Source organism: Bartonella sp. 11B (assembly GCF_002022625.1).
GTDB classification, from domain to species: Bacteria; Pseudomonadota; Alphaproteobacteria; order Rhizobiales; family Rhizobiaceae; genus Bartonella; species Bartonella rochalimae.
Genome location: NZ_CP019783.1, coordinates 765,077 through 790,456, shown reverse-complemented (window position 1 = coordinate 790,456; position 25,380 = coordinate 765,077). Strand labels below are relative to the sequence as shown.

General features: G+C 35.2%; 22 protein-coding genes and 3 tRNA genes. 7 read left to right on the top strand and 18 right to left on the bottom strand.

Annotated features, from left to right (window positions below; all coding sequences use genetic code 11):
* Positions 1–26 precede the first annotated feature (26 nt).
* The 5 genes from rpsJ to rpsL all read right to left on the bottom strand — a co-directional run bounded on the left by rpsJ (position 27) and on the right by rpsL (position 4,633).
* Positions 27–335: a 30S ribosomal protein S10 gene (gene rpsJ, locus Bho11B_RS03290; RefSeq protein WP_007477064.1), complete on the bottom strand. Its 309-nt coding sequence runs from the start codon at positions 333–335 to the stop codon at positions 27–29.
* 67 nt (positions 336–402) lie between these two features.
* Positions 403–1,578, bottom strand: coding sequence for an elongation factor Tu (gene tuf, locus Bho11B_RS03285; RefSeq protein ID WP_035006025.1), 1,176 nt, complete (start codon positions 1,576–1,578; stop codon positions 403–405).
* Positions 1,579–1,653: 75 nt separating this feature from the next.
* Positions 1,654–3,738, bottom strand: coding sequence for an elongation factor G (gene fusA, locus Bho11B_RS03280; protein WP_078673664.1), 2,085 nt, complete (start codon positions 3,736–3,738; stop codon positions 1,654–1,656).
* A 31-nt stretch (positions 3,739–3,769) separates the two neighbouring features.
* Complete coding sequence (gene rpsG, locus Bho11B_RS03275; protein WP_035006087.1) at positions 3,770–4,240, bottom strand: 30S ribosomal protein S7; 471 nt, start codon at positions 4,238–4,240, stop codon at positions 3,770–3,772.
* Positions 4,241–4,261: 21 nt separating this feature from the next.
* The gene (gene rpsL / locus Bho11B_RS03270) at positions 4,262–4,633 is read right to left on the bottom strand and encodes a 30S ribosomal protein S12 (protein ID WP_035006089.1); all 372 of its coding nucleotides are present in this window, start codon (positions 4,631–4,633) and stop codon (positions 4,262–4,264) included.
* A 453-nt stretch (positions 4,634–5,086) separates the two neighbouring features.
* Here rpsL and xth point away from each other — a divergent pair, with 453 nt between their 5' ends.
* The 5 genes from xth to Bho11B_RS03245 all read left to right on the top strand — a co-directional run bounded on the left by xth (position 5,087) and on the right by Bho11B_RS03245 (position 9,264).
* The gene (gene xth, locus Bho11B_RS03265) at positions 5,087–5,869 is read left to right on the top strand and encodes an exodeoxyribonuclease III (RefSeq protein ID WP_078673663.1); all 783 of its coding nucleotides are present in this window, start codon (positions 5,087–5,089) and stop codon (positions 5,867–5,869) included.
* Positions 5,870–5,994: 125 nt separating this feature from the next.
* Complete coding sequence (locus Bho11B_RS03260) at positions 5,995–6,900, top strand: transporter substrate-binding domain-containing protein (protein WP_078673662.1); 906 nt, start codon at positions 5,995–5,997, stop codon at positions 6,898–6,900.
* Between the two features lie 140 nt (positions 6,901–7,040).
* A complete protein-coding gene (locus Bho11B_RS03255; protein WP_078673661.1) occupies positions 7,041–7,793 on the top strand; it encodes an amino acid ABC transporter permease in 753 nt (250 codons plus the stop codon).
* A 2-nt stretch (positions 7,794–7,795) separates the two neighbouring features.
* Positions 7,796–8,503 (top strand): amino acid ABC transporter permease, encoded by a 708-nt coding sequence (locus Bho11B_RS03250; RefSeq protein ID WP_078673660.1) that lies wholly within the window; start codon positions 7,796–7,798, stop codon positions 8,501–8,503.
* Positions 8,504–8,517: 14 nt separating this feature from the next.
* The gene (locus Bho11B_RS03245; RefSeq protein WP_035006097.1) at positions 8,518–9,264 is read left to right on the top strand and encodes an amino acid ABC transporter ATP-binding protein; all 747 of its coding nucleotides are present in this window, start codon (positions 8,518–8,520) and stop codon (positions 9,262–9,264) included.
* 475 nt (positions 9,265–9,739) lie between these two features.
* Here the strand turns inward: Bho11B_RS03245 and Bho11B_RS03240 are convergent, their stop codons facing one another.
* The 5 genes from Bho11B_RS03240 to Bho11B_RS03220 form a co-directional block, all read right to left on the bottom strand.
* Positions 9,740–12,463 carry a valine--tRNA ligase gene (locus tag Bho11B_RS03240; RefSeq protein WP_078673659.1) on the bottom strand — a complete coding sequence of 908 codons (2,724 nt, stop codon included), beginning with the start codon at positions 12,461–12,463 and terminating at the stop codon, positions 9,740–9,742.
* 163 nt (positions 12,464–12,626) lie between these two features.
* Complete coding sequence (locus Bho11B_RS03235; protein ID WP_078673658.1) at positions 12,627–13,181, bottom strand: DUF2497 domain-containing protein; 555 nt, start codon at positions 13,179–13,181, stop codon at positions 12,627–12,629.
* A gap of 242 nt (positions 13,182–13,423) precedes the next feature.
* Complete coding sequence (locus Bho11B_RS03230; RefSeq protein WP_153300822.1) at positions 13,424–14,725, bottom strand: TolC family outer membrane protein; 1,302 nt, start codon at positions 14,723–14,725, stop codon at positions 13,424–13,426.
* A 50-nt stretch (positions 14,726–14,775) separates the two neighbouring features.
* Positions 14,776–15,459 carry a protein-L-isoaspartate O-methyltransferase gene (locus Bho11B_RS03225; protein WP_078673656.1) on the bottom strand — a complete coding sequence of 228 codons (684 nt, stop codon included), beginning with the start codon at positions 15,457–15,459 and terminating at the stop codon, positions 14,776–14,778.
* 191 nt (positions 15,460–15,650) lie between these two features.
* Positions 15,651–15,724 (bottom strand) — tRNA-Cys (locus Bho11B_RS03220).
* 189 nt (positions 15,725–15,913) lie between these two features.
* Here Bho11B_RS03220 and Bho11B_RS03215 point away from each other — a divergent pair.
* Positions 15,914–15,988 (top strand) — tRNA-Asn (locus Bho11B_RS03215).
* Positions 15,989–16,731: 743 nt separating this feature from the next.
* Here Bho11B_RS03215 and Bho11B_RS03210 read toward each other — a convergent pair.
* Together Bho11B_RS03210 and Bho11B_RS03205 are read right to left on the bottom strand one after the other, a co-directional pair.
* Positions 16,732–17,979: a DEAD/DEAH box helicase gene (locus tag Bho11B_RS03210; RefSeq protein WP_078673655.1), complete on the bottom strand. Its 1,248-nt coding sequence runs from the start codon at positions 17,977–17,979 to the stop codon at positions 16,732–16,734.
* Between the two features lie 265 nt (positions 17,980–18,244).
* Entirely contained in the window at positions 18,245–18,775 is a 531-nt protein-coding gene (locus tag Bho11B_RS03205; protein WP_078673654.1) for a hypothetical protein, read from the bottom strand.
* A gap of 1,122 nt (positions 18,776–19,897) precedes the next feature.
* Between Bho11B_RS03205 and Bho11B_RS03200 the strand changes: the two genes are divergently transcribed.
* A tRNA-Leu gene (locus Bho11B_RS03200) sits at positions 19,898–19,983 on the top strand.
* A 301-nt stretch (positions 19,984–20,284) separates the two neighbouring features.
* Here the strand turns inward: Bho11B_RS03200 and Bho11B_RS03195 are convergent.
* From Bho11B_RS03195 to Bho11B_RS03180, 6 genes are all read right to left on the bottom strand, one after another.
* Entirely contained in the window at positions 20,285–20,548 is a 264-nt protein-coding gene (locus Bho11B_RS03195; protein WP_078673653.1) for an AlpA family transcriptional regulator, read from the bottom strand.
* 86 nt (positions 20,549–20,634) lie between these two features.
* The gene (locus Bho11B_RS03190) at positions 20,635–21,258 is read right to left on the bottom strand and encodes a lambda exonuclease family protein (RefSeq protein ID WP_078673652.1); all 624 of its coding nucleotides are present in this window, start codon (positions 21,256–21,258) and stop codon (positions 20,635–20,637) included.
* A gap of 71 nt (positions 21,259–21,329) precedes the next feature.
* A complete protein-coding gene (locus Bho11B_RS07230; RefSeq protein ID WP_236829069.1) occupies positions 21,330–21,902 on the bottom strand; it encodes a hypothetical protein in 573 nt (190 codons plus the stop codon).
* On the bottom strand, positions 21,899–22,126 hold the full coding sequence (locus Bho11B_RS07360) for a hypothetical protein (RefSeq protein WP_371441549.1): 228 nt from the start codon (positions 22,124–22,126) through the stop codon (positions 21,899–21,901). The genes Bho11B_RS07230 and Bho11B_RS07360 overlap by 4 nt, the downstream gene beginning before the upstream one ends.
* Positions 22,059–22,361, bottom strand: coding sequence for an Arm DNA-binding domain-containing protein (locus Bho11B_RS07225; RefSeq protein WP_236829067.1), 303 nt, complete (start codon positions 22,359–22,361; stop codon positions 22,059–22,061). Before Bho11B_RS07225 ends, Bho11B_RS07360 begins: the two co-directional genes overlap by 68 nt.
* 1,304 nt (positions 22,362–23,665) lie before the next feature.
* Complete coding sequence (locus Bho11B_RS03180) at positions 23,666–24,580, bottom strand: YopJ/AvrA family T3SS effector serine/threonine acetyltransferase (protein ID WP_078674144.1); 915 nt, start codon at positions 24,578–24,580, stop codon at positions 23,666–23,668.
* Positions 24,581–25,380 lie beyond the last annotated feature (800 nt).

Sequence of the window (25,380 nt, the reverse complement as noted above, 5' to 3'; positions counted from 1 at the left end):
GGGGCAGTTCCTTCTGTCTTCAAACCTCAGAGCTTGATTTCAACATCTACACCAGCAGAAAGATCAAGCTTCATCAGCGCATCTACCGTTTGTGGTGTTGGATCAACAATATCAAGAAGACGTTTATGCGTACGCATTTCAAATTGTTCACGACTCTTCTTGTCAATGTGTGGGCCACGATTAACCGTAAACTTCTCAATCCGTGTTGGAAGCGGAATAGGACCACGGACATTAGCACCAGTACGCTTAGCGGTTGACACAATTTCACGCGTCGATGCATCAAGAATCCGATGATCAAATGCCTTTAAACGAATACGGATATTCTGGCCATTCATGCTCTTTATTTCCTTAACATATGAAATGTCCTCAACAATCAAAGACATTTCTCAATGATTATCTCACCTATTCAATAATTTTAGATACGATACCGGCCCCAACGGTGCGACCACCTTCTCGGATCGCAAAACGAAGCTTCTCTTCCATTGCGATTGGAACAATCAAAGAAACATCCATTGCAACATTATCACCCGGCATAACCATTTCCGTTCCTTCAGGAAGCGTAACTATACCTGTAACATCGGTCGTACGAAAATAAAATTGAGGACGATAGTTTGTGAAAAACGGTGTGTGACGTCCCCCCTCATCTTTCGTTAAAATATAAGCCTCAGCTTTAAATTTAGTATGAGGTGTAACAGAACCAGGTTTCGCCAATACTTGACCACGTTCAATCCCCTCACGATCAACTCCACGAAGCAAAGCGCCTATATTATCACCAGCCTGACCTTGATCTAAAAGTTTCCGAAACATTTCAACCCCGGTAACCGTCGTCTTAGATGTAGGACGAATTCCAATAATCTCTATCTCTTCACCAACTTTAATAATGCCACGCTCAACACGACCTGTAACAACCGTACCACGACCAGAAATAGAAAAAACATCCTCGATAGGCATCAAAAACGGCTGATCAACTGGACGCTCAGGGGTCGGTATATATTTATCAACTTCACTCATCAAAAGACGAACAGAATCTTCACCTATACTCTTATTTGAATCCTCAAGCGCAGCCAAAGCCGAACCCTTAACTATAGGAATATCATCTCCCGGAAAATCATATTTCGATAAAAGCTCACGAACTTCAAGCTCTACAAGCTCTAAAAGCTCGCTATCATCAACCTGATCAACTTTATTGAGAAAAACAACAATCGCTGGAACTCCAACCTGGCGGGCCAACAAAATATGCTCACGCGTTTGAGGCATAGGTCCATCTGCTGCAGAAACAACTAATATCGCACCATCCATTTGGGCCGCTCCTGTAATCATGTTCTTAACATAATCCGCATGACCAGGACAATCAACGTGAGCATAGTGACGGCTCTCCGTTTCATACTCAACGTGCGCAGTAGATATCGTTATACCACGTGCCCGCTCCTCAGGCGCCGCATCAATTTGGTCATACGCTTTAAATTCACCAAAATACTTCGTAATCGCTGCTGTCAATGAAGTCTTCCCATGATCAACATGACCAATCGTACCTATATTAACATGCGGCTTCGTACGTTCAAATTTGCTCTTTGCCATTTGAGCTCTCCATTTTCTGTTCAAATTATGAACTAAGTTTAAAATTAATATACGATTATAAATTACGTATATTGATTATGCATATTTTTTCTGAATCTCCTGTGCTACAGCTAAAGGAACAGGCTCATAATGATCAAATTGCATTGTATATTGAGCTCGCCCTTGACTCATCGACCGAAGTGTATTCACATAACCAAACATATTCGCCAAAGGAACCATTGCATTCACAACTGTCGCAATACCACGAGCTTCCGTACCTGAAATTTGACCTCGACGAGAATTTAAATCACCAATCACATCACCAACATAATCTTCTGGCGTCACAACCTCTACCTTCATAATTGGCTCAAGAAGCTGAGCACCAGCCTTTTGCGCCCCTTCCCGAAATGCTGCACGCGCAGCAATCTCAAAAGCTAAAACAGAAGAATCAACATCATGATAGCCACCATCAATCAAAGTAGCTTTTACACCAAGCATAGGAAATCCTGCAAGAGGGCCTGACCCCATAACACTTTCAATACCTTTTTGAACACCTGGGATATATTCTTTAGGAACGGCACCACCAACAATCTTTGACTCAAAAACGAAGTCATCACCATCATGAGGCTCAAAAATAATTTTTACACGAGCAAATTGTCCAGCACCACCAGATTGCTTCTTATGGGTATAATCAATTTCAGCAACTTTTGTTATTGATTCACGATAAGCTACTTGAGGCTGCCCAACATTAGCTTCAACCTTAAATTCACGCCGCATACGGTCAACAATGATATCAAGATGAAGCTCACCCATTCCAGCAATAATTGTCTGACCAGATTCTTCATCCGATTTAACACGAAATGAAGGATCTTCTGCAGCCAAACGACTAAGAGCAAGCCCCATTTTCTCTTGATCTGCCTTTGTTTTCGGCTCAATAGCAATCTCAATAACAGGTTCAGGAAATTCCATCCGCTCCAAAATAACAGGCTTCAAAGGATCACAAAGAGTATCACCTGTTGTTGTCTCCTTAAGACCAGCAAGAGCAACAATATCACCAGCAAATGCTTCTTCAATATCCTCACGAGAATTAGAATGCATCTGAAGCATACGCCCCAAACGCTCTCTCTTTCCCTTCACAGTATTCTCAAGAGAAATACCTTTTTGGATTTTGCCAGAATAAATACGACAAAAAGTCAAAGACCCAACAAATGGATCATTCATAATTTTGAAAGCAAGCATAGAAAGCGGAGCTTCATCTGAAGATTCACGCGTTGTTTCAGATTCAGTCTTAACATCAACACCACTAATAGCGGGAACATCAACAGGAGAAGGAAGATAAGAAACAACAGCATCTAAAAGCGGTTGAACACCTTTATTTTTAAAAGCTGTACCACAAAGAACCGGATGAAACTGAACCTCCACTGTTCCTTTACGAATAAGAGCCACAAGCTGTTCATTGGTTGGCATAACCCCTTCCAAATAAGCTTCTGTCGCAGCCTCATCGACTTCAACAGCCATCTCGACCAATTTTTCTCGATATTCCTCTGCCTTCTCCTTTAACTCAGCAGGTATCTCACCTACTACGGCCGAAGCTCCAATGGAACCATCCCATGTCAATGCCTTCATCTCAACAAGATCAACAACACCTTCAAAATCATTTTCAGCACCAATCGGTAACTGCAAGACAAGAGCCTTAGCTCCCAATCGAGAAGCAACCATTTCTACACTACGATAGAAATCAGCCCCAATCTTATCCATTTTATTAACAAATACCATACGGGGCACACGGTACTTCTCAGCCTGCCTCCAAACAGTCTCCGTCTGAGGCTCCACACCTGCATTCGCATCCAACAACGCTATCGCACCATCAAGAACACGCAAAGAACGCTCAACCTCAATTGTAAAATCAACGTGACCAGGCGTATCAATGATATTAAAGCGTCGTTTTCGACCATCACGACCTTCCCAAAAAGTCGTCGTAGCAGCAGATGTAATTGTAATACCACGCTCTTGCTCTTGCTCCATCCAATCCATTGTAGAAGCACCATCATGCGTTTCACCAATCTTGTGATTCTTACCAGTGTAGAATAAAATACGCTCAGTCATCGTGGTTTTACCGGCGTCAATATGCGCCATAATACCAAAATTACGATAATCCTCAATTTTATATTCGCGAGCCATTCTTTTTGCCTTAGATCTTTTCTAAACACACCTACCAGCGATAATGAGAAAATGCACGATTAGCCTCAGCCATACGATGAACATCTTCTCGCTTTTTCACTGCAGAACCACGATTATTAGCAGCATCAACCAACTCACCAGAAAGGCGACCAACCATTGTTGTTTCATTCCGCCCACGCGCCGCTGCAATTAACCAACGAATAGCTAAAGCCTGCCGACGATCAGGACGAACATCAATTGGAACTTGATAAGTTGCACCCCCAACACGACGTGACCGAACCTCAACATGTGGAGCTACATTTTCTAACGCTTGATGAAACAGAGCCACAGGATCTGTCTTAACTTTATTCTCAACCAAATCAAGAGCGCCATAAACAATACGCTCAGCCACTGACTTTTTACCATCAAACATAATGGCATTCATAAATTTTGTAATAACCAAATCACCAAATTTAGGATCTGGATTAATTTCACGTTTCTCTGCTCTATGACGACGGGACATTGGCTTTGTCTCTCAAAATATTTATTTCGGACGCTTTGCGCCATATTTAGAACGACGCTGTTTACGATTTTTAACACCCTGCGTATCAAGCAATCCACGAACAATGTGATACCGAACCCCCGGTAAATCCTTTACACGACCACCACGAATCATTACAACAGAGTGCTCTTGAAGATTATGCCCTTCTCCAGGAATATAACCAATCACTTCAAATCCATTTGTCAAACGAACTTTAGCAACTTTACGAAGAGCAGAATTTGGCTTCTTCGGTGTCGTTGTATATACACGAGTACAAACACCACGCTTTTGCGGATTTGCCTGAAGAGCAGGAACCTTATTGCGTTTAACTGGCACTACACGTGGCTTTCTAATCAACTGATTTACGGTAGGCATGCAACCTTCCTTTTTAACAATCTGCGTTCGTCATTCCCACTTGGGCTTCTATTATCTATTCCGATAATATTCAGAATAAATATATATTCATAATACAAAATCGGGCATGACTGCATAAACAGCTTACCCGACTACTAGCATAGGAGGTTACAACCTCTTGCATTAGCATTTGTTTTTAGATCTTACAAACTTCTCTTAAGATGAACTAGATCATCTTAAATCTCAATGCGCTTTCGTACTGAACATGATAGTTTTTAATAGCGAGAACATACACATTCGTCAAGTACTAAACATCAGAAAAGTTTCTAAAAGTAAAAATTCAAAAAACAAAAAAAGCTAATACACAAAATAACAAACTCATAAAATAAAAATAGCCCAATATATTGGGGGTAATTACGTAATATTTAACAGAACAACTTGCTAATTACAATTCTGATACTTAAAACTAACAGTATGAAAATAGCAACGTGGAATATAGCCGGTATAAAAGCAAGACATGAAACATTATGTAAATGGCTAAAACAGAATCAACCTGATGTAGTTTGCTTACAAGAAATTAAAAGTGTTGATGAAAATTTCCCACGCGATACAATTGAAAATTTAGGTTATCATATAGAAACGCATGGACAAAAAAGCTTCAATGGTGTTGCAATTCTTTCTAAAACAGTACCTGATGAAGTTATTCTTCGATTACCAGGTAATAATAATGATATGCAAGCACGTTATATTGAAACTGTTTATTCAACAAATACAGGAAGCATTCGTGTTGCTTCTCTCTATCTTCCAAATGGCAATCCCATCAATAGTGAAAAATACTTGTATAAAATAGAATGGATGAAAAGATTGTACACACATGCAAAATTATTACTTGCATATGAAGAACCTCTAATCCTTGCCGGTGATTATAATGTTATTCCAACCCCATTAGATGCAAAAAATCCCCAAGAATGGAGTAACGATGCTTTATTCCTTCCACAAATAAGACAAATATTTCAATGTATTACTCATTTGGGTTTTTATGACGCTATCCGAAATGTAACAGATGCTCCATCATTCAGTTTTTGGGATTTTCAAGCTAACGCATGGAAAAAAAATAATGGTATACGCATTGATCATTTATTATTATCACCAGAAGCTGCAGATCAGCTGATTTGTGCCTATAGCCAAACAGAGGCAAGGGGATATCAAAAACCATCAGATCACGTTCCCATTTGGATCGAGCTCAACTGCAATTAATTAAGATATGATAAGATATATAAAAAAAATCCCACCTAAAACAATAAATATGCTACATCATACATTGAAATATATCCTGAATACAGCAAACAATAATAAAAAATTATATAAAAACGGAGGAAATAATGAGAAAATCATTTGTAATATTTATTGCAGCAATTTTTATGGGATTAACAAACATTGCTCACGCTACAAACGATACACTGGAGAAGATTAAAAGAACGGGAGAAATCACTTTAGGTGTTCGCGAATCATCAGGTTTGGCCTACGCACTTGGTAACGGTAAGTATACAGGCTTCCATACTGAAATGGCAGAACGTATTATTAATGATATCTCAAAAAAAATTGGTCAACCAATCAAAGTTAATTATCAGCCCATTACATCACAAAACCGAATTCCTTTGCTGAAAAACGGTACTTATGATTTTGAATGTGGATCAACAACAAATGATTCTGCTCGCAGTAAAGAAGCTGCTTTTGCATACACAACCTATGTTGAATCAGTTAAAATCGTTGTAAAGAAAAATTCTGGCATTCAATCTATTGATGATTTAAATGGTAAAAAAGTCGCAACAACTACTGGTACAACAGCTGTGCAGCTTATCCGTAAAAATAAACGTCAAAAAAATATTCATTTTGAAGTTGTGAACGGTAAAGATCACGGAGATAGCTTCTTATCACTAGAATCTGGTCGAGCTGACGCATTTGTTATGGATACATCAATTCTCTCTGCGCATATTGCTAAATCAAAAAATCCATCCGATTATATAATTCTTGACACTACACTTTCTGTTGAACCTATCGCTTGTATGCTCCGACTAAATGACAAAAACTTTGAACAAACCATTAACGATAGTATCGTACGCCAAATCAATGATGGATCACTAGAAAAACTTTATAATAAATGGTTCATGGAACCAATCCCTCCTACAAATACTATCATTAATCTTCCTCTCTCTAAAGAAACCCAATATGCTTGGGAGCACCCAAATAATAAGCCACGGGAAGCCTATATAGAAAATAATCTATAAAATCATTATAAGAGAATGACTATACTCTTTATAAATTAGGTATAGTCATATTCTAAATTTTTCAATACACTTAGCCTGTATCAATATAGCTGATCTATTTTCTCTACTTAGCAGCTAATTAACTTGAGGAAAATCAATTAATGGACTTTTCGTTCCTTTGCACAGATGATCTTAATCATACACTGGTAGCCGGATGTCTCGGAACTCCTGGCATAAGTCATACCTATTTGGATACACTCCTCGATGGTTTTAAAAATACAGCCATATTATCTATCTATTCATTGGTACTAGCTGTATTTATGGGTGTTATTATAGGAATGATACGTACTCTGCCTAAAACTTCCATCATTAATAATTTTTTACGTGCTGTTGGTACTTTTTGGGTAGAAATTATGCGTAATATTCCTTTACTTGTTCAAGTATTTTTATGGTATTTTGTCGTACCTAAAATTTATCCACCTGCAATGAATTTTCCACCCATTTTATTAATAATCTGCGCTTTAGGTTTTTTTACATCCGCGCGTATCGCAGAACAAGTTCGCTCCGGTATTGAATCTATTCCTTCTGGACAACATTATGCTGCAATGGCAATGGGATTTAACACTTACCAGAGCTACCGTTACATCATATTGCCACGTGCTATTCGCACAATCATGCCCCCACTCACTTCAGAAGCAATGGGTATCGTAAAAAATTCATCTATAGCATTCGCTGTTTCTATTAATGAACTAATGCAATTCCAATATCAAACAATTGAAGAAGTAAGTCATGTTTATGAAAACTATCTACTTGTTACACTCCTTTATATTGTCATATCTCTGTTCATATTCATCCTTATGACCATAATTGAGAGAGCAATTAGGATTCCTTGTTTTCAAACAGAGGGGCGCTAAATATGATAATAGAATTTATAAATACCTATTCTCCTTTTAATTTTTCAGAATTTGATTTTTCGTTTTTTACTTTTGATATATTCTGTTCTTATATTTTATCAGGTTTGCTTTTTAGCATTTTTCTAACGATTGTTACGACGGTATTTGGTCTTATCTTTGGCGTATTATTAGCAATGATGCGTCTTTCTTCTATTAAATTGCTTTCTACACTTGCTATAATTTACATTACTGCCATGCGATCAATACCACTTGTAATGGTTATTTTATGGTTTTTTGTGCTTCTGCCTTTGATAACAGGTACATCAATCGGTGCGAATAAATCAGCATTAATTACTTTTACTGCATTTGAAGCCGCTTATTTTGCTGAAATTATGCGTGCTGGCATACTTTCAATTTCGCAAGGACAAAAACATGCAGGTCAAGCTCTCGGAATGACGTACTGGCAAAATATGCGTATTGTGATTCTTCCACAAGCATTCAGAAATATGCTACCAGTCTTTCTAACACAAATTATTATACTGTTTCAGGATACAACACTTGTCTATGCAATCAGTGGCAATAGCCTTTTGAATGGATTTGATATTGTCTCTAACAATTTCGGTGTAAAACAAGAAGCTTATATTTTAGCAGCAATTTTCTATTTCCTGATCTGCTTTACATTATCGCAAATAGTTTTACTCTTGCAAAAAAAAATATCCATTATTCGCTAACAGGGGAGAAAATAATGTCTACTCATATGATCGAAATGAAAAATGTTTCTAACTGGTATGGCGAAGTTAACATTCTTAAAAACTGTACAACCAATATCAATAAAGGAGAAGTAGTTGTAGTTTGTGGACCGTCAGGATCTGGTAAATCAACCCTCATAAAAACTATTAACGCCTTAGTGCCTTTTCAAAAAGGGGAAATTTGGATTGATGGCATACCAGTTCATTCAAAAAAAACTAATTTATCCAAATTGCGTAGCCATGTAGGAATGGTATTTCAACACTTTGAGCTTTTTCCACATTTATCCGTCATGGAAAATTTAACTATTGCACAAATTAAAGTTTTAAAACGCAGTAAAAAAGAAGCGCTTGAGCGTGGCTTATTATATCTTGAACGTGTTGGACTCATCGAACATAAAGATAAATATCCTGGTCAGCTTTCTGGAGGACAACAGCAACGTGTTGCTATTGCGCGCTCTTTAACTATGGACCCATTTGTTATGCTCTTTGATGAACCAACTTCTGCTTTAGATCCAGAAATGGTAGGTGAAGTATTAGACGTCATGATAGGCCTAGCAGAAGAAGGTATGACAATGATTTGTGTTACACACGAAATGAGCTTCGCACAAAAAGTATCAAAACGTATAATTTTTATGGATCAAGGAATGATCCTCGAAGATTGTTCATCTGAAGACTTTTTCTCCAACCCACAAGCTAGAACACCAAGGGCTCAAGAGTTTTTATCAAAAATCCTTAATTATTAATCATTACAGTGTAATTCAGCTTATACATAACCTAAATTTTTAATTATGTGCTTTTATGAATTGTTAATTTTATTCAAAATTAACAATTCATAATGCTATTGTTTATTATATTTAAATTTTCTCTAAAAATAAAAAAGTGAGTTCTTAAATGGACAACCCAATATCGACCTTATACATTAATTGTTTAATAAATCTCAATTAATATTGTTCTACACAGATTGTTTCCTCAAAAAGAGTATATTTCCAAAAATAATGCGAATAAACAAACCGCTTTTTTCAATTACAAACCAAAATTATCATACTTCTGTATAAGATTTTCTTCTTCTATTAATTTTTTCCTAAATAGTATCTAGAATATTTACTAATTTATAAAACTCCACTTAATCATAAATTGAGTGACCAATGTACGCGCATAAGTCACCCACAATACCATTTCAAATCTTTTTTAACTTTCAAAAAATAAGAAAAATCTGAATTAAGCTAGCCGTTCTAAAGCAATAGATACTTTCTTTTTTGCTTCATACAACTCTGTAATTCTTCTACGTTCAAGCTCAATAATTTCCTGCCTTGCATTTGCTATGAATTTTGGATTATCTAATTTAATTGATATTTTCTCAATATCCTGTTCAATTTTATCCATACCCCTTTTCAAACGAGCACGTTCGGCATCTAAATCAATCAACTGCCCCAATGGTAAGCAAAAAGTTGCCTCTCCCAAAATTATTTGAGCTGATATAGCAGGAACCTGATCAGAAAAATGAATCTCTCCGATACGCGCTAATCTTTTAAGAATAGCCTCATAACGATGTACACGTTCTTGTATTACTTGCCCTCCTTCTAAAATTACGAGAGGTGCCAGTGCACTTACTGGAACGTTCATCTCAGCACGCACAGAACGAATACCACTAACTACATCAATAATCCAACTAATATCATTTGCAGCTTCTTCATCTTTAAACATCATTTGTGGCCATTGCGTTAATGCTAACATATTCTCACGCTTCATGTCTTGCATTGCCGTAAGAGACCACAACTCCTCTGTTACATGAGGCATAAAAGGATGGAGAAGTTTATAAACTTCATCAAGAACCCAAGCTGTACACGCTTGTGCTTCCTTTTTAGAATCTTCATTTGAACCTTGAAACACAGGTTTAAGAAGTTCAAGATACCAATCGCATAATGCATTCCAAACAAACCGATACAACGCGTGAGCAGCATCATTAAATTTATAGTTTTCAATGCCCTTAGTAACTGCCAAAACAGTTTTGGATAATTCTGTTAAAATCCAACGGTTAATTGCAAGTTTCGTTTTTTCTGGTTTGAAAGCCAAATCATGCCTAACACCATTCATTTCAGCAAATCGAGTGGCATTCCACAATTTCGTAACAAAATTACGATAGCCTTCAACACGTGAAGGATCAAGTTTTACATCACGACCTTGCGCGACCATAATAGCTAAAGTAAAGCGTAGTGCATCTGCACCGTATTGATCAATGAGTTCCAATGGATCAACAATATTTCCTTTTGATTTTGACATCTTTGCACCGTACTGATCCCGCACTAGAGCATGTACATAAACAGTTGGGAAAGGAACTTCTCCCATAAAGTGCATACCCATCATCATCATACGAGCAACCCAGAAAAAGATGATATCAAATCCAGTAACCGATAAAGATGTTGGATAAAAAGTTGTTAACTCAATTGTTTTATCAGGCCACCCTAGCGTCGAAAAAGGCCAAAGAGCAGATGAAAACCAAGTATCTAAAACATCCTGATCACGTGTTAATTGAACTGTTTTACCATAATGAGATAAAGCTGAATCTAAAGCCTCTTTTTCACTTTTTTCAACAAAAATCATACCATCAGGACCATACCAAGCAGGTATCTGATGTCCCCACCATAATTGGCGAGAAATACACCAAGGCTGAATATTTTCCATCCAATTGAAATAAGTTTTTTCCCAACTAGCCGGAATAAATTTCGTTTTCCCTTGGCGAACAGCTTCTATCGCTGGCTTTGCTAATTCAACAGCATCAACATACCACTGATTTGTTAAAAGCGGCTCAATGGGTACTCCACTTCGATCACCATGAGGAACGACGTGAAGATGCTCATTAACAGTTACACAATAACCTCTTTCTTGCATCCAAGAAACGATACGATTTCGTGCAACAAAACGATCAACTTTATCTAAATATTCCACCAACGCATTCAATTCATCAGACAAGACTAAGCCATTAAAAAATGCCTCATTATCACGCAAAAAAATCTCAGCTTTTTGCGTCAAAATATTAATTAAGCCTAAATTGTGCCGCTTTCCTACTTCAAAATCGTTAAAGTCATGTGCTGGTGTGATTTTTACAGCTCCACTCCCCTCATCAGGATTAGCATAAGAATCACCAACAATTAACAACTTGCGACCAACGAGGGGGAGAATAACATTTTGTCCTATGAGATCTTTATAACGATCATCTTCAGGATTAACCGCAACACCCGTATCCCCCAACATTGTTTCAGGACGTGTTGTTGCAACTGTTATAAAAGTTGTAGAATCATTCGGATCAAAAACTTTTCCTTCAAGCGGATACCTAAAATGCCACAAATAACCTTTGACCTCTTTCGGTTCAACTTCAAGATCCGAAATAGCCGTCAACAACTTTGGATCCCAATTGACTAAACGCTTGTCCTTATATATTAACCCTTGCTTGTAAAGCTTAACAAAGACTTCACGGACAGCCTGAGATAAGCCCTCATCCATTGTGAATCGCTCGCGTGACCAATCACACGAAACGCCAAGGCGTTTGAGTTGATTAGTGATAATCCCTCCAGCTTCATGACGCCACTTCCAAACGCATTCAATAAACTTTTCTCTTCCCATTTCTTGACGCGTTAGCTCTCGACGTTCTGCAAGTTGGCGCTCAACAACCATTTGCGTTGCAATCCCTGCATGATCCATACCCGGCTGCCACAGCACATTTTTGCCTTGCATCCGTTGAAAACGCACCATAATATCCTGAATTGTCGTATTTAATGCATGGCCCATATGAAGTGAGCCTGTGACATTCGGCGGCGGCAGCATAACGCAAAAAGATTCTGCATCAAGCTCTAAATCTATCTTTGTTTTAAAAGCCCCACACTTTTCCCATTCTTTTGCAATTCGCGGCTCTACAGAGCTAGCATCGTAGTTTTTTTCTAGCATCTTATCCACTTAATTTCACAATACCGCTGAAAAAACAATTCATGATCAAAAACTAGCTACATCACATCAAAATACTATTTACCTAAATAGCTTTATAAAACCACGTCAGAACTCTGATAACCAAGTTAATAAATAGCAGATTATATAACGAATTTAAAAGCTCTTAAGATAAATTCTTAACGGTTTTGACAATTTCTTCACGTAGGATTTTTTCAAGTAAAATAGGCAATTGACATTGTAACCATTCCGCTATAGCGGGACGCAACACATCTCTTGCAACCTTTTCAGCAGAGGAAACAACATACGCAGATAACTCTACACAATCAGAAGATGAATTTCTTTTCTGTGATACAAATGCCTCATCATATTGTTTTACTTTATGAACAGAATTTTGCTCTTCAGAGGAAATATTCATCCCTTGCATATCTATCTTATCTTCCAATCTTGCACCATCCTTAAAAGGAGAAATTCCATCTTCAGCAGAAAAACCAATACGATCAGCCAAAGCCTTCATCGCATCATCGACGGATAAAGTCGCATCATAAATACCTTCTGATGGCTTTACTGAACTCTTTGCAGAAGCATTTGCTGCAATAGACTCACCAGATTCACCTGAGAAATTATCAGACTGAACTGTATTTTCTTCAATTATTTCACGGATAGATGTTAAAATCTCATCCATACTTGGCTCATGTAACGCATTTGAACTCTGTACCATACTTTAAACCTCTCGAAACGCAAAAACAAATGAAACTACCATTTTACTGTAGTAAAAGAACGACAAAGTCAACACATCTCTTTGTCTTAAATATGATACTACACACAACTTTTTTCTAACGTCATATAAAATGTTATTTAGGCAAAACATATTTTCAATATTAACAATTAATTTATGATCTACCCTTTATGCAAACTAAAATTATTTTAATATGTGAAAACTACTAATTATATCCTCGTTTCTCAGCGAATATATTTAACCGTTTTCAAACCCAAATAATTTGCAGTCAATTTACCAACAGAATATTGAACACTATAACTCGCAACAATAACATTACATTCTGCTGTTATTAGCGCAATTTGAGCATTAATTAACTGCATCTGAGAGTTTAAAACATCTAATGTGGTTGCCTGCCCTACACGATTTTCTTGAATACGACCTTTAAAAGCAATGTCAGCAGCACGAACACTCTCACGATAAGCTGCAACAGATGCACGTGCTCCTTCTAACTGAAACCAAGCAGAAGTAAGCGCTTGCTTTACTTCATTTTGAGCCAAATCAAGCTGAAAATGGGCTTGTCTAAATTGTTCTTTAGCCTGACGAATCTGCGCAGATGCACGTCCCCCTTCAAAAATTGGAAAACTAAGCGAAAGCCCTACGGATTGAGAAACTCCATCCTCTCCAGGCCCTCTATAAATCCGATTATAAGATGTTGTCGCAGACAAATCAATTTTAGGAAGCAATGCTCCTTCTTTCGCTTTAACATTGTAAGAACTAGAATCAATTAAATATCTTGCATAAAGAATCGCTGGATGCGTAGCGATACTAATTTCATAACCGGAATCAAGATTCACTGGTAACTCTTTTGCCATCGGTGGACGTTCTAATTTTTCAGGATCAGCACCAATTACTTGCCGATAAATTGCTTCCGCTGATTTTACATTAGCATGAGCAATACTAAGCTCAGAAACAGCAACAGAACGAGCTGCTTGTGCTTGAGCAAAATCAATACGCCCTCCTTCCCCTACCTCAAGTTTTGCTTTATCTGAACGAACTTGCTCTTCAAGGGCAATCAAATTTTTTCGACGCAGTTCAGCAATACGACGTGCTTTGTAGACATTAGTGTATGCTGTCACAACTTCAAGAAACATATTCTGCTCAGCATTACGAAAATATTCATGCTGCGCTTGCATTTTTAATTTAGCTGAAAAAAATGTATTTTGCGTAATAAAACCATCAAATAATCTTTGATTTAATCTTATTCCTATAAATCCAGAAGTACTATAAGGAGCTATAACAGCTTTATTTCGACTATAGCTCCCAATTCCTTCAATTTGTGGAAAAAAGCCTGACCCTGCAATAACCACATCATCATTTGATATGCGCACAGCCGCACGCTCACTATTCAATTTAGCATTATGCAGATAAGCTTTAGCAAAAGCATCCATTAATGTATCAGCACAAGCCAATTCAGAGACAAAAATGCAAAAAATCAGAAATAAACATACTTGAAGTTTCTTGTTTATTTTAAACACAATATAAATCCTAAATTAATTATACTATTCTTTATCTATTCATTCATAAAAAATCAGCATTAAAATACAAAATCAGGCAATTTTAAAAATTCAGGTAAGGGTTTTACAGAAAGATTAAAACTACGACAGACCGAAATAGTACTCTCTTTTTTTACATAGATTCGTGCAATACCAGCATTTCCATGTCCTTCAACCACAATAAGACGCCCACCTTCTCTCATTTGATCAAAAATACCATCAGGAATGAAATCAACAGCACCTTCAATAAAAATTACATCATAAGGACCTTTAATAGGATATCCCTTCTCTAAGGCTCCATGAACAACCATGACATTATTACACTTATTATGCTCTTTATGCTCTAAAATCTTGGCAGCCTGTTCTGCAAGGATCTTATTGCTTTCTAAGGCAATAACGGATTTCGCAAGTTTTGAAAGCAATGCAGAACAATAACCACTATTTGCACCAATATCCAAAACAACATCGGATGATTTTATAGCTGCCAATTGTAATAACTTCGCTAAAGATGCAGGTCTCATTAAATGACGTACAGATAAATTACTCTGCGCTGGAAATACAACAATATCAGCATCACAATAACTTAAATTTCTAATATTTTCTGGAACGAAATCTTCACGTGGCACTGTTAAAAATGCTTTGAGAACTAACAAATCTGTTACATCTACTGTACGAATTTGATTATCAACCATTTTATGGCGAAGTTCTACAAAATCTATAATCATCACTAATCTTCTCTCCCATACGCAATAAAAGCTCTAACAAAGCAGAAACAGTTTAAGATATGAACATCTTCTACTACTTACTGGTGCGACAAAAAAGTAAGATCCTAATTGCGCCAATTTAATGTACACGGTATTCTACTAAATACGCAAGCAACTCATTTAAGATTTTGAGAATTATCAATCAAATTAGCTGGAGGCCTCGCCCGGAATCGAACCGGGATACAAGGATTTGCAGTCCTCTGCGTAACCATTCCGCCACGAAGCCCCATTAAAATGTAAAGACTGTCAATAAGGGAAGGCAAAGCATCCGTCAAGGCAAAGAAACTTTTTCTAATCTTTTTATTTATTACATTATAATTCTAATTCGAATATTTAAAAAATTAAAATAATTTTTCTCTTTGCAAATCAATATTGCTTTGCTATAGGCTTTGTAAATTAGATGGTTATATACTGTTCCTCGGTAGCTCAGTGGTAGAGCAACCGGCTGTTAACCGGTTGGTCGCTGGTTCGAATCCGGCCCGGGGAGCCATTTTATTTTATACTTCATATAACTTATTGTTTTTATATATCTTTTTTTAAGGTGAGGGAATAGGATTTCACGTTTTCTTCCAAAATCTATTGCGAATCAGTGCTTCTTTCTGAATTGTTTTATAGCTTCTATAATCTGCGTAATTTAGCCTTTCATATATATTGCCAACTGCGCCGACTATTCTGTTTGTTATACTTGAAGATTTATCTTACTAAATTTGAGCTGATGATAACAATGTTTCTTTGCTCTAGGTAAATGAAAAACTATCTTATGCAAAAATCATATTCATGATATCCTACAGCCATTAAACAGAATCAGTATACGCATAGAAATCATTTTTCTTGTTAGTTTTATTTTTTATTTTCAATCGTTTTACGGCTCTTTTTAATAGATTTCTTTATTTAACTTTCTTCTTAAAGATAAAAAGTTCTTACTAAAATCATAAAAAAGTAACGAAGGCTGTCATCATTAACAATAAGCACAAATAAAGCTTAAATATCCCTACAACATTATAAAATAAGCTGATTCACATTAATATACCTATAGTAACGTATTCATCTTGCTTACTACATCTAAATAATAATAGTTTTATATCAAACAATGTATAAAAATAAATTTTAGTAATTCTTTGTAAAGTTCTACTATTTATCTAACTTTGAAAACGCAATAATTCCATATATTTTGTGTTTTTTTATTTTAATCAGATTTTTTACTTTTTGATTGTGCAATTTTATCGATTCCATTCAAGATTTTTTCCGACCTTTAAATCCTTTTAAGCGATGTTTTTTACTACCTTCTCGCTTGTAAATTTTCGGTTCAGATAGTTTTTCAGGCAATGGCGCGAACTGCAGAGGAATCTCTTTTCGTTTTAATTTCATACGAATCAGACGCTCTATAGCACACAAACGTACCTGTTCTATTTTCTCATCAAAAAGTGTAATAGCATCACCAGATGCACCATTACGTCCCGTACGACCAACGCGATGCACATAGCTTTCAGCGTTATCTGGCAAATCATAATTAATAACATGGCTGATTCCAGGTATATCAATACCACGTGCAGCAATATCAGTCGCAACCAGAACTCTTACCAGTCCTTCACGAAAATTTTTTAACGCACACTGCCGAGCATTTTGTGATTTATTTCCATGAATTGTAGCAACAGAATATCCTGTTTTTGCTAAACTACGCGCAACAGAATCAGCTCCATGCTTAGTACGTATAAATACAATAACTGAAGTCAAAGCAGGATTTGTCAAAAGTTTACTCAAAATACTCTTTTTTTCACTTGTAGAAACACAATACAGTACTTGAGTAATCTCCGCAGCAGTGGTTCCTTGAGAAACAACTTCTATTTTTACTGGTTTCCTAAGTAAATTATCTGCAAGCACATTAACTTCTTTTGACATTGTCGCAGAAAAAAGTGCCGTTTGACATTTCTCATGCAAAAAGTTTGCAATTTGTCGCACATCACTAATGAAACCCATATCTAACATACGATCAGCCTCATCTAGAATAAAAAAACGAGACTGAGAAAGATCAACATATTTACTACGGATAAGATCCATTAAACGTCCAGGTGTTGCGATCAAAATATCAACACCCTTTGCCATCCGTCTAATTTGTATCAAGCGTGACATTCCCCCTACAATCAAACATGTTGAAAGATGAGTTCCTTTTGCAACAGCACTAATTGCTTCCTCAATCTGAATAGCAAGCTCACGCGTAGGAACCAAAATTAAGGCTCGCGCAGTTTTAGGATAACGCTTATCACCTAAAGTTAAAATCCGGTTCAAAATAGGTAAACTGAATGCCAATGTTTTTCCAGAACCAGTTTGTGCAATCCCTAAAATATCATGCCCTTTTAACATTACTGGGATAGCTTTCTCTTGAATAAACTTAGGTTTATTCATACCAGCACTAAATAGGTTTTTAACTAAAATAGAGGACAAACCTAGTTCTGTAAAAACATTTTCTTCACTTACACTCAAAATAAAATTTTCCCTAACTCTATAATTATCAATAAATTACAAGCTAAATTGTAGTATTTCTGAAACCATACAATAGAGTCATAATTTTAATTTTGTGGACTAATGCTTGAAATAAAAATAAGCCATCAAACACCATACATGGGCATATTAACCCAAAATAAGATGTATAAAACCTTTTTGTGTAAAAACCTAATTCATCAGCGCAAACACCTTAATAGGCAATATTACTGAATTAACATAAAAAGCAATTACCTTGCAAAATTATTTATTTTTCTATTACTGTTTCCTTTGGCATATTTATTCCCTTAAAATCAGGATAAATCTCCAAAAAAACTGTATTTTGTATAGTCTTCTGTCCCCCATAAACTAAAAACCATTTACCATTATCAAAAATCGCTAAGGTTTTATATTTTATGATACGATCCTTTGTCTCAATAACAGTTGGAATCAAAGCATAAAAAATATCATTATTAATTTGCTGATAGTCTATTTCTTTTTCATCTAAATGATAAGCATCAGTAGACAAATTTGCGAACTGCATATGAAGTTGCTCAAGAAAATTATTACGTAAACTATCCTCTGTTGCATTTAGCCGGCGTGCTATTTCTCTATAAAGCCTATCAGACATATGAGCAGCAACAATAGAAAAATTTTTATTTTTCATGGCTTTATTAATATCAACAACTAAATTTGAAAGCGCATTTTTTTGCACTATTGTTAGCTCAGCCGCTACATTATATGTCCCAATAGCCAATAATAAAGATACACTCAGCATAAAACAAAAAATGGACTTCATTTTCTATATTCCTTCGTTTAAAAAAACTTCAAATGACAAAACCAAGCAACTCTATAACCGTCTGCAATATCGGAACATTTCTAATAAAATTCTTTAATTTATCTTTATAAGTCACTGAAACTAATTTGTTTTAAAATAAAAATAATATAAAAATTTATAACTCATTTCTGAGATACCAAAAATGTATAGTCTCATCATCAAAATAACAATTCGAGCCCAAAACTATGTCCTTTATAAAAGGTCACCAAAAACTAAAATAAAATATTGCTCTACCCCTGAAAATGTGAAATCGTTCTTTAATACCTAGAAAATATTTAAAATCATTACCATTAGAAACAATTAAAAATTTTTTTTCTCTTTATAAAAAAAGACTTTTGAGAGCATCAATCAACAACAACTATTTCAAAAACAATATCTTCAAAATTCAACATTTCAATCATCGTCAAAAAAATTCGATTTTTAGGAGTTATAATAAGAGAATACGTAAAAACCGTTCTAATATCCCACAATCTAATTATGCTCGTTTCAGCTATAATAGTCTCATCTACAAATATATTATATTTTCTAATTTTATATGCTTTTCACTACTTAAATAAAGAAATCAACTTCCATAATCTAATAAAAAGAAACTCTGCTTACCAGCCATATTAAAAAATAAATTATTTACATCACTAATCAGACCACTTTTTCATACAGATAAAATCATCAAATCTAGTTTGTTTTTCTCATTAGAGTTTTATTATAAACCAGCTTAGCATCAAACTATCGTTTGCGATCTATCAAGAATTATCAAAATCAAAAAGTACCACAATTTTATATGACCGGAGTTTAATTATTAAATCTTTATATTTTCAATAAACATTTGCATCATATTCTTGACTAAAAAAATCATTTTACTGAAACAACATTTTCAAAAAATTATGTAAAATATCATAGCTTTAGTTATATTATAAACAAGTTCACTCATAGCACAAATTGTTCTCTTTTATCACGAACATCCTACAGATTTTCTGTCATAAAAGTTATAAGTTTTCTGTCAAGAATTCTATTAAAAGTCGAATATCTCAGCTTTTATTATTAATCCTTGATTCAATAGAAGATATAGCTTATGAGAAATTGTCCGCGGACGTGATGAAATCGGTAAACATAGCAGACTTAAAATCTGCCGGCCTAAGGCCTTGCGGGTTCAAGTCCCGCCGTCCGCACCACGACATGTGAATTTTCACTTATTTTTCAGTAGTTTATTAGAAATCAGAAAAAATTAAACCACCTTTTAAAACGCTATAATAACACTCTCAGATGGTACTGAGATAATACTAAATACGAATCATTGCTGCTTTTTTTGAAGCATCTTTTTAGCACTTTCCCCCTCCCCGTCATAAAAAATTAGGAGATAGAATCAACTTTCTAAACTAAGCCGCTTTCATAGCAGATCTTGTTAAATCAAAATGTAGTCTTTTCCTTCTTCAAATGCATACTGATTAACGCGGTTTGTAATTTGGAACCTCTTCATAATTCTACTGAATCTCTCTCCGTTTTTTTTGCTTCAATATAACGATCAATTTCAACAAGATTCCATTTTAAATATCGTCCTTCTTGTATAGGCTTAGGAAAAGCTCCAATTTTTACAAACTCTCTAATGTATGTCATTGACATTCCAAGATAAATTGAGAGATCTTGTATATTGACAAGCCGTTGCAAACGCATCGACAGTAAAGCTTGTTCGAATAAGCTTACTTTTTCTATTGAGGCAGTTAATTTTTCTTCATTCATTTAAAATTTTCCTTATTATCTAAGTGTTGAGAATAATTAAATGGGCGGGGACGCTGGAGGGGGATGGCTGGAGCGTCCCCATAACTTTAAGCCGCTTGAGCTGTAATCTTTTTGATGTCTTGTTCGATTTCTTCTAAAAATGTTTCCACTGCTTGATTGATGGATTCTATCTGTTCATCATTCCGATGGATCCGCTGAACCTTGAGACGTAAGTGAGCAGATTGTCCTGAAAACCCGGGATCATAGCTCACAAAGTCACACCACTGACGTTCTGTACAAGCCATTTGAAATTGCATTTGTGCTAAATATTCTGGTTTGATTTTTTCTGTCATCCAGAAACGAAGGTGGTTTACAGACTGGGGACATTTAATCTCTATGAGCCCATTCTCACCAATGAGACCATCAGGGCTTGCACCAGCCATTTCGATTGTAGGATGTGGGATGAAACCACATGGAGTAACCTCTCTATCATAAACAAAGCTATATTCTTTGAGGGCATCCCCTTCATGTTCAATGCCCCGTTGCATAGCAGATGTTGTATAAGAATGGCTGATTTCACCGACTAAGCATTCTGTCATGAGTTTGATTTTGTATTCCTCATATTTGCTTGTGGGCAAATTTCTAGCGGTTCGACTAAGAATGTTGTAAACATTTGAGGCGGTGACTTTTCCTAAACGTGCCTGAAACCATTCTGCAGTTCTTTGTTCCATCTCACACCGCTCTTTGTTCTTGGTGATGAACACTGTCTTGACTATAAGTTTCATCATAGTCATAGACGAATTCAGCAGGCTGTTGTTCTTGAGGGGATTGTTGTTCTCTTTTTTTCTGTAGGAGATGTAAAACAGTCTGTCCTTCTTGAAGAGAAAGGTCTGTTATATTTCTGACATTGGCGAAGCTCAAAACCTTTGTCTTTCATGAATTTAGAAAGTGTTACATCAGATATAGGCTTTCCAGAACTCCCAGCAAATAAAAAACCATTTTTTTCTATTTTTTTTGCTTTTTCAATAACAGCAAGCGCTTCAGCTGTAAGCGGCACACGAAAATCAGAAACCTTTCCAACAATCCCCTTCATATTTTTTTTTGGGATAATCCATATTGATCCATAAATCTCTTCTGACCGAATATGCCTAATTGGCATAGAACGAACACCCGTCAAAATAAGAAGTTTTAAAGCTAGATTTGATACAATCTCATCATTTAAAGATTGAAAAAATTTAGGCACTTCTTTCCACGGCATTGCTGGAATATTTTGGGTATTTTGAATAAACTTTCCTAACAAAGCTTTTGCTTTTGGTATCAATTGCATATCCACATCTATACCAAGTGCCGCCGCATGTTTTATAGCTATATTCAAGCGGGATAGAGCTTATTTGCTGTTTCGTTTTTTGTCTTCCAAATGGGAGAAATGCATCCTTTTATATCAACTTGCGTCAATTCAGTAATTGGCATATCACCAAGTTTAGGAAAAATATGTAACTCAAGAGGTGTTAACCACCTTGCTACTTTTCCTTCATTTTTCAATTCGTTTTTTTTTCGCTTCAAAAGCGCTAGAGGCAATTTCTCGTAAAGAAATACCACCCCCTGCCCGACGCAAATATTCTTTTTGTTTTTGGCGAATTGGGTCAATTCCTTGATTTAAAAGATCACGACAAGCTGAAGCCTTGAGCCGTGCCTCTTTTAAAGATACATTGCGACAGGAACCTAATCCCATTTCTCGTCGTCTTTTGTCGTCTTTTATTGAGATCAAACCTAAAAACCCATCGTCCTTGATCTGGTTCAGTTTTGATAAGCCATAAACCAGCTCCGTCAGCATATTTGCCTTTAGATAGATTTTTTACAGATAAGACAGATAATCTATCACGCGTTCTTATTCTCCGAACCACCTTTTGAACCATCTTTTGAATTGCGCTTGGAGCACTTTCATCTGGTACCAAGATTATATACAAAAGGCAATTTAATAAATAAAATTAAATAAAAACAAATAGTTATTAAATAGAAAAAAAGATAAACCGCGCTATCAGGTGATATTGTAGAGAGTTCTAAGGGAAGAAAAAATTAGTGCAAAAATGGTGCACGCTGTCTGCACCATTTTTCAATAAATTGATTAAACAACAGAGCTCCCTTTGTGAAGCTGTCATAACACTATTAAACAGAATTATAATTCTGCAAAGTTGTAAATCAATTCAAGTATAGTGATTCAGTTTATATTTATCACGTACTGTAGAACATCTTTTATATCAGAAATAGCTTTGAACAATAGTATTCATTTCTAAAAATGAGGTCCTATTGGTTTCGAGGATAACATCACTAGCTTTATACGGTGATCTTTTTATTGCAAAGAATATTTTAATCAAATCCTACTTTAGTATATTGATTATACAAAATCTAATTTTAGTGATATTGTCATAAGTAATCACACAAAATACTTTTGTGTATTGAAAGATGATATCTTTTAAATTTCGTTTGTCCTTAAATTGATAATACAATGTGTTACAATCTTCTCACTTTTTTAAATATAGAGAATCTATATGAGAAGTATTTTTATTTTTTCACAATTTAATAAAAACTTCCTTGTATTTAACTTTATTAAATGAATTTCATATACTTATATCACAAATACATTCAATAATCTTTTCTTTCAAATGAACGAGCATTTTTAATGCTTCTAGATTTATTGTTGTAATTTAAAAGTGCCATAAATTCTACGAACAATAAATAGTTATTTTCAAAAGATTCTTTTGTTCCTAACATTCCTTTAAGTTAATGGAAATTGACTCGATCTTTTCTATTAACTCCTCTGTTTTATGCAGAACGCAATACTAAAAGCTCCCAAAAAACCGATTAACATCATTAATGTAAATTTTATAACATCATTATATACTCAAGCATGCAACGGCTAAACTCTTTAATTTTTTGCAGAAAAGAAATAGTTTCCACAACCCATGCTAATAATTCAGCGTTCCTTAAACGCTTGCTTCTTAGCACCTATATACATTGTGTATACTTTATTAAGTAATAAAAACTACTCTTTAACACGGCAGATATAAACACCCCACAAAAGCCTAATCCTGAATTTATATATTTTTTGAGATTGACGATTTGATCCAAGATTTATATTTACCTTATCAAAGATTTATATTCATAAACTCTTTTTTTATGTAGCGAACAAGATACCCGTTTATTATCTACCACGACTGAATTCTTATCAAACCTCTCCAAAATAACTTCGCCCTTCTTGTTAATAATTGTCCGTTTAGCTTTCGGATTTGATTCTATATATTCATTAAGGCGGTTTACGCTCTGCGTATGTTTGTAAAAAGTGGCTGGAAGATACTTGTCTAGCTCATCATAAGATACAAAAAAATCTGATTTACACAAGACATTGTTAATATTATCTTTGTGTAGTTTTTCTAATTTATCCATTTCACAATAAAGCTTTTTAGCTAGAGCCAAACTAAAAATCCCACATTCAGAAGCACTCCGTTGAATATCCATTTCTACTATAGAAAAATGACAATTAGGTAATTGACTTTCTTCAATGGCCATTTTTACTCTCATTGCTAGTACCGCCGGCTTCATATGCTTGAATGATACAGGCTCAAATAATATCAAAGACATCCTCTCATTGATCATTCGATGATCGAGAACTGCAAAATGGATTTCGTTATCTCCTAAGCTAACTATCAATCTAGAAAGTTGAATCTTATTATCTATTGTGTTTTTTATTAATATAGGAACATCCTCAGGTGTTGCAGAGAATTTAAGGTTCATTAGTAGATATTTTTCATTTGCTTTCTTTATCAGAGAGGGCATCATTTCTAAATCAAGCTCTCCATAAAGCATGTCATACCAACTACCATGCATCATGTCGTTTTCTAGACGCATAATAGTACTTTTTAATGGTTCAGCATTCCAAAATATAAAATTATACTTTTTTCTAAATCTAGTATTTTCTTTTTTCTGACACACAACATCGCTTTTATTTTTTTTTGAACAACAAATTATGTTTAGTAAATCTTTTAGTTTGGGCATATATTAATTTCCATATTGAGAATTATCACTAGATAATGAACCTCATTTATGACTTTACAATGTTATGCTTTAATCTCTTTTTCATTCTAAAAAATGAGGCAATGAAATTGTTTTGTAAAAACTAAGCTGCTTTCTAAAGGAAAATCTGAATTTTCAGAACAATCGCTTAGCTTTTACTAAAGAAAGTCCTACCATTATATCTGTATTGAAAATTAAGCCACATGCTAGAGCGTCTTTGTACTCTCCTTCAGGCTCACCTACCAAAATTAAAATCACATTCAGCCAGGCCATATATCGTGTTTTCAAGCCTGTATGAATTTCTTCTTTTCAGCTAAAAGATTTTTCTTGCGTCAGCTATTTCAAGCAGCAGCGCAAAGCTTTTATATTGCAAACAAAACAAACAATTATTATCCTATACTGTTTGAAAAACAAGAACGCATAAAATCCCTCATACGAGCTATAACCACTAAGGTTTTTAAAAAGTCCGTAATTTTATTCATAAAACCAGCCATTCATAATATCGTGACATATAAAATAGAAAATATGAGAATACCTGTACTCTTAAACAGATTTTATTTGCTTATTCAATATCTCAATAGGCCTTTGATATCTTCAACAGAACAATTATTAACTTGTTTATCACTATAATAAACAGATTGTGTTCGTAAATAAAGCCTATCTTCAAACTCTTCATACTGATGTCTTACCAAGAAAGCCTTGTGTGTTTGTTGCTAGCATTTCAAATGCTGATCCTTATTCAAAAATCAATGTTTTTAGAAATCTGGCAGAGCGTTACCATA